Below are 6,446 nucleotides of genomic sequence, written 5' to 3'. Positions count from 1 at the left end.
TCCATTGTTCCTTCGCAAGACGTGGTGCTGGGCCTGTACCACGCCACCCGCGACAAGATCAACGGCAAGGGCGAAGGTCTGGTGTTTGCTGACACGGGCGAAGTGCAACGTGCGCTGGACGCTGGCGAGACAGAGCTGCACGCCCGGATCACGGTGCGCCTGACCGAGTGGACCAAGAACAAGGCCACTGGCGAGTTCGAGCCTGCTACCGCGCTGGTCGAAACCACCGTGGGCCGTGCGCTGCTGTCGGAAATCCTGCCCAAGGGCCTGCCGTTTTCCAACATCAACAAGGCGCTGAAGAAGAAGGAAATCTCCAAGCTCATCAACGTCTCTTTCCGCAAGTGCGGTCTGAAGGAAACCGTGGTGTTCGCCGACAAGCTGCTGCAAAACGGCTTCCGTCTGGCCACGCGCGCGGGCTTCTCCGTGGCGATCGACGACATGCTGGTGCCGACGCAAAAGGTCGAGATCCTGGCCCGCGCCGAAACCGAAGTCAAAGAGATCGAGCAGCAGTACGTCTCCGGTCTGGTGACGTCGGGCGAGCGTTACAACAAGGTGGTGGACATCTGGGGCAAGGCCGGTGACGACGTGTCCAAGGTGATGATGGACCAGCTCAAGGTAGAGAAGACCATCGACCGCCATGGCAAGGAAGTCAACCAGGAGTCCTTCAACGCCATCTACATGATGGCCGACTCGGGCGCCCGGGGTTCTGCCGCGCAGATTCGCCAGCTGGCCGGTATGCGTGGCCTGATGGCCAAGCCAGACGGCTCCATCATCGAGACGCCCATCACGGCCAACTTCCGTGAAGGTCTGAACGTGTTGCAGTACTTCATCTCCACCCACGGTGCCCGTAAGGGTCTGGCGGATACGGCGCTGAAGACGGCCAACTCGGGTTACCTGACCCGCCGTCTGGTCGATGTGACGCAAGACTTGGTGGTGACCGAGGAAGATTGCGGCACCTCCAATGGCGCTTTGATGCGCGCTATCGTCGAGGGCGGCGAGGTGATCGAGTCGCTGCGCGAGCGTATCCTGGGCCGCACGGTGGCCGAAGAGGTGCTGCACCCCGAAACCCGCGCTGTGCTGGCACCCGCTGGCCAGATGCTGGAAGAAGACCTGATCGAAGAACTGGAAGCTGCCGGTGTCGATGAGGTGAAGGTGCGCACTGCGCTGACCTGCGAAACCCGCTTTGGCCTGTGTGCCAAGTGCTATGGCCGCGACCTGGGCCGTGGCGGCCTGATCAACCTCGGCGAGGCCGTGGGTGTGATTGCTGCCCAGTCCATCGGCGAGCCCGGTACGCAGCTGACCATGCGCACGTTCCACATCGGTGGTGCCGCATCCCGTGCTGCCATTGCGTCCAGCGTGGAAGCCAAGTCCAACGGCGTGATCGGCTTCAACGCCACGATGCGCTACGTGACCAACTCCAAGGGCGAGCTGGTGGTGATTTCGCGTTCTGGCGAAATCGTCATTCAGGACGAGCATGGCCGCGAGCGCGAACGCCACAAGGTGCCTTACGGTGCGACCCTGGCGATCAAGGCCGACCAGCAGATCAAGGCTGGCACCATCCTGGCCAACTGGGATCCACTGACGCGCCCGATCATTACCGAGTTCGCTGGCGAGGCGAAGTTCGAGAACGTCGAGGAAGGCCTCACCGTGGCCAAGCAGGTGGACGAGGTCACTGGCCTGTCCACCCTGGTGGTGATCGACCCCAAGCGCCGTGGCTCTACCAAGGTGGTCAAGCCCCAGGTCAAGCTGATCGATGCCAATGGCAACGAAGTGAAGATCCCTGGCACCGACCACTCGGTGACGATTGGCTTCCAGGTGGGCGCGCTGATCCAGGTGCGCGACGGCCAGGACGTGGGCCCCGGCGAAGTGCTGGCCCGTATCCCAATCGAAGGCCAGAAAACCCGCGACATTACCGGCGGTCTGCCGCGCGTGGCCGAGCTGTTCGAAGCCCGCACGCCCAAGGACAAGGGCACGCTGGCAGAAAGCACCGGCACGGTGTCGTTCGGCAAGGAGACCAAGGGCAAGATTCGCTTGCAGATCACCGACCCCGAGGGCAAGGTGTCCGAAGAGCTGGTGCCCAAGGAAAAGAACATCCTGGTGCACGAAGGCCAGGTGGTCAACAAGGGCGAATCGATTGTGGACGGCCCCGCCGATCCGCAAGACATCCTGCGCCTGCTGGGCATCGAAGAGCTGTCGCGCTACATCGTCGATGAAGTGCAGGACGTGTACCGCTTGCAAGGCGTGAAGATCAACGACAAGCACATCGAAGTGATTGTTCGCCAGATGCTGCGCCGCGTGGTGGTGGAGAACACGGGCGATTCGAACTACATCGCCGGTGAACAGGTCGAGCGCTCGGAAATCCTCAACACCAACGATGCGTTGCAGGCCGAGGGCAAGATCCCCGCGACCTACAGCAACTTGTTGCTGGGTATTACCAAGGCTTCGCTGTCCACCGACTCGTTCATCTCTGCGGCATCCTTCCAGGAAACCACCCGCGTGCTGACCGAAGCGGCCATCATGGGCAAGCGCGACGAGCTGCGCGGCCTGAAGGAAAACGTCATTGTGGGCCGCCTGATCCCGGCCGGTACCGGCATGGCCTACCACCAGGCGCGCAAGGTCAAGGACGCCATGGACGACGCCGAGCGCCGCGCCATCGCCGAAGCCGAAGCCGCTGAAATGGCGGGCACGCTGGACGACGCCGACACCGAAGTCGGTACGCACGACGCTGCAGCCGACTAAGCCCCCGGGCTTTTGCCGTGTGCTCCCGGTCTGTCTTTGGGCGGGCCGGGAGCTTTTTTGTGGGCCAGTCCCTCTGAACCCTCCCATGCCACCAGGTGGTGGCGCTGGAAGTTGTGCATGTTGTCTTCCTCCATTTTCTGGACTGTTCTGGCGATCCTGCTGTTTTGGTCCGTAGGGGCCTACAACCGCGTGGTGCGGCTGCGTTCTGCGGCCTTGCAGGCTTTTGGGGCACTGGACGCGCACTGGGTGCGCATGCTGGCGTTGCTGGGCGAGTGCGATGTGGCCCAAGACAGTGCGGGCCTGGCGGTGACACCAGCGCACCAGGCATTGCAGGCGGCTACCACCGGGTTTGGTGCCACCTTGGCCGTGGCCCGTGCCCGGCCCTTGCAGGCCGATGCCGCGGCAGCCTTGGTCAGTGCCCACGAAGCATTGGAGCTGGCCTGGCAAGGTTGGGTGGCGCAGGCCCAGGGTACGCAGGAGCGATCTCCCTGGGAGTCCCGCTGGGCACAGCACGGGCAGCAAAATGCCCTGGCACGGCAGCAATTCAATGATGCCGTGGCGAATTACAACGCCGCGATTGCGCAGTTTCCGGCACAGGTACTGGCGTGGCTGTTTGGCTTCCAGCCAGCGAAAGCACTATGACAAAAAACCAAATCTCCCGGCCTGCACCGCAGCGCCGTTCACCGGCACCGGCTGCACCGGCCTCAATCCCTGGCGATCAGCGCAGCCACAGCGTTGCCTTGTCGCGCCAGTTGCACAGCGTGGCGCGGGCGTTGCACGACATTCGCGCGGGCCGCTCGGGCACGGCGGTGCTGGAGACCGTGCCGCCACTGCTGCGCCCGGGCGTGCAGGCGCTGCTGTTCCAGGTGCTGCGCACGCTGGGCCGTGCCGAGGCGCTGCGCCGCCAGCTGGCACCGCGCACGCCGCCGCCAGCCGTCGATGCGCTGTTGTGCGTGGCGCTGGCCTTGCTGTGCGGCGATGCCGACGATTTGCCCTACGAGCCCTTCACCCTGGTTAACCAGGCCGTAGAGGCGGCCAAGACCGATAGCGCCACCCGCGCCCAGGCCGCTTTTTTGAACGCCTGCCTGCGCCGCTTCCTGCGCGAACGCGATGCCTTGCTGCAAGCGACGCAGCAAGATCCGCAAGCCCAGTGGAACCACCCGCGCTGGTGGGTTGAACGGCTGCGCAAAGACCACCCCACGCAATGGCAGCAGATTCTGCGGGCCAACAATGCGCAGGCACCTATGGTGCTCAGAATAAATCAACAAAAAACGACGCTAGACCAATACCAGAGCGCGCTAGCAGCTATCAATATAAAAGCAAATCCGGTGGGTGCGGTGGGGTTGGTATTGCAACGCGCCGTACCGGTGCAGCAGCTGCCCGGTTTTGCGGAAGGCTGGGTGTCGGTGCAGGACGCGGCTGCGCAAATGGCCGCGCCCTTGCTGCTGTCGGGACTGGATTTGGCGCAGCCCCTGCGCGTGCTGGACGCCTGCGCCGCCCCTGGCGGCAAAACCGCGCACCTGCTCGAATATGCGGGCCCGGCGGCGGCACTACAGGTGACAGCACTGGACATTGACCCCGCCCGCTGCGAGCGCATCCATGAGACCTTGCAGCGCCTGGGCCTGCGCGCACAGGTGCTGGCCGCCGATGCGGGCCGCCCACAAGACTGGTGGCAGCAAGACTGCGGTGGCCAGCTGTTTGACGCCATCTTGCTGGATGCGCCCTGCACCGCCTCGGGGATCGTGCGCCGCCACCCCGACGTGCGCTGGCTGCGCCGCGAGAGCGACATCGCCCAGCTGGCGCACATACAGGCGCGCCTGCTGGAAACCCTCTGGCCCCTGCTGCAACCCGGTGGGCGCCTGCTGTATTGCACCTGCTCGGTATTTCGGGCCGAAGGCGATGGTCAGGTGCAAGCGTTTCTTGCGCACCACAGCAATGCACGCTTGCTGCCTTCGCCCGGGCATTTATTGCCGGGCATGGGCGACAAGGGCAGCCCCGTCCCGGACAATCTGCACGGTGAGCATGACGGATTCTTTTACGCCCTGTTGCAAAAGGCACCTGCCTGACGCCAGCCGCAGCGCCCCCCGATGGGTGGCGCTGCTGGCAGTGCTGTGGCTGTGGTGTTCCATGGCGCTGCCTGCGCTGGTACACGCCCAGCCGGCTACGGCCATCTCCGAGTTGCGCGTGGAGCGCACCGACGAGGGCCTGTTCCTGAGCGCTGCGCTGCAACTGGAGCTGCCTGCGCTGGTCGAGGACGCCTTGTACCAAGGCATTCCGGTGTTTTTCGTGGCCGAAGCCGAGGTGCTGCGCGAGCGCTGGTACTGGTCGGCACAGCGCGTGGCCCGCAGTGCGCGCTACATGCGCCTGAGCTACCAGCCTTTGACGCGGCGCTGGCGCCTGGCCGTGTCTGCCAACCCCATCGACAGCAGTGGCCTGGGCGTGGTGCTGGGGCAAAACTACGACGGCCTGGAAGAAGCGCTGCTGGCCATGCAGCGCATTGCCCAATGGAAAATCGCCGAGGCACCCGCCATCGAACCGGGTGAGCGCTACAGCGTTCACCTGCGGTTCAGCCTCGACACTTCGCAACTGCCCCGGCCCTTGCAGATTGGCGCTCTGGGCCGCTCGGGGTCGGGATGGAACATTTCCATGGCGCGCAGCCTGCGCCTGACGATGGAGAGCGCCAAGTCAACTACCCCGCCCTGAAGGCGGGGCTTGGAGCCGAAAGGCTTCAAGCCAGGTTGACCAGGGAAAGCGGTAGCCAATCCGCTTGCGTTGACAACAGGTCGTTCAGACGCACCAGCAAATGCTTCCTCAGTTTGCTGCTCTGCAAGGCGTTGACCATGCTGGGCAAAGGTAAAGGCCCGAAGGTTGACGCCGCAGCTTGCAAAAGCTGGAGCCGGTTGCCGACATTCCCGAGGGGAGCGGTCTCGCAAGAGGCCCGTCACCAGGCCCGTAAGGGCTGACCGCTGGAAAGACAGCAGTTTTTTGGGAGAGATACGTGGCAGTTTTTGTGTTGGACACCCAAGGTAAGGCGCTGATGCCCTGCACCGAAAAGCGCGCGCGGCTGCTGCTGGCGCGTGGCCGGGCGCGGGTGCATCGCCTCGTGCCCATGGTGATCCGGCTCGTGGATCGCCAGATTGCATCCTGTACCTTGCAGCCGCTGCGTTTGAAACTCGACCCCGGTAGCAAAACTACCGGTTTGGCACTGGTGCGCGATGCTCAAGCTATCGACACGCAAAGCGGCGAAGTGCAGACCTGCGCCGTGGTGCTGAACCTGATGGAGCTGCTGCATCGCGGCAAGCAAATCTCCGAAGCCCTGACGGCCCGCCGCCAGATGCGCCACCGCCGTCGCAGCAGTTTGCGCCACCGCGCCCCGCGCTTTCTCAACCGCGGCAACCAAAAATCCGGCTGGCTGGCGCCCTCGTTGCAACACCGGGTGGACACCAGCATGGCCTGGGTGCAGCGCATCCAGCGCTGGGCGCCAATCACCGCGCTCAGCAGCGAGCTGGTGCGCTTTGACACGCAAGCCCTGCAAAACCCGGAAATCTCCGGTGTCGAATACCAGCAAGGCACCTTGTTCGGCTACGAGCTGCGCGAGTACCTGCTGGAGAAATGGGGCCGTCAGTGCGCTTACTGCGATGCCACAGACGTGCCGCTGCAAATCGAACACATCCGCCCGAAAGCGCAAGGCGGCAGCAACCGGGCAG

At 64.1% G+C, this 6,446-nt stretch carries 5 protein-coding genes; all 5 read left to right on the top strand.

Annotation, left to right across the window (positions count from 1 at the left end; translation table 11 throughout):
* A partial coding sequence (locus PHX69_RS14615) for a DNA-directed RNA polymerase subunit beta' (RefSeq protein ID WP_502958544.1) occupies positions 1-2,739 on the top strand: 2,739 nt, incomplete at its 5' end.
* Positions 2,740-2,856: 117 nt separating this feature from the next.
* Positions 2,857-3,381 carry a LemA family protein gene (locus PHX69_RS14610; RefSeq protein WP_288044648.1) on the top strand — a complete coding sequence of 175 codons (525 nt, stop codon included), beginning with the start codon at positions 2,857-2,859 and terminating at the stop codon, positions 3,379-3,381.
* Positions 3,378-4,805: a 16S rRNA (cytosine(967)-C(5))-methyltransferase RsmB gene (gene rsmB / locus PHX69_RS14605; RefSeq protein WP_288044645.1), complete on the top strand. Its 1,428-nt coding sequence runs from the start codon at positions 3,378-3,380 to the stop codon at positions 4,803-4,805. Before PHX69_RS14610 ends, rsmB begins: the two co-directional genes overlap by 4 nt.
* On the top strand, positions 4,762-5,442 hold the full coding sequence (locus PHX69_RS14600; protein ID WP_502958543.1) for a DUF4390 domain-containing protein: 681 nt from the start codon (positions 4,762-4,764) through the stop codon (positions 5,440-5,442). The genes rsmB and PHX69_RS14600 overlap by 44 nt, the downstream gene beginning before the upstream one ends.
* Before the next feature lie 295 nt (positions 5,443-5,737).
* Positions 5,738-6,446: RNA-guided endonuclease IscB (gene iscB, locus PHX69_RS14595; RefSeq protein WP_288044643.1), on the top strand; the 709-nt coding region annotated here is incomplete at its 3' end.

Origin of the sequence: Simplicispira sp., from assembly GCF_028687295.1 — a bacterium.
Classification (GTDB): domain Bacteria; phylum Pseudomonadota; class Gammaproteobacteria; order Burkholderiales; family Burkholderiaceae_C; genus Simplicispira; species Simplicispira metamorpha.
The sequence above is the reverse complement of the archived record's forward strand: the minus strand, read 5'-3'. Positions and strand labels throughout refer to the sequence as shown.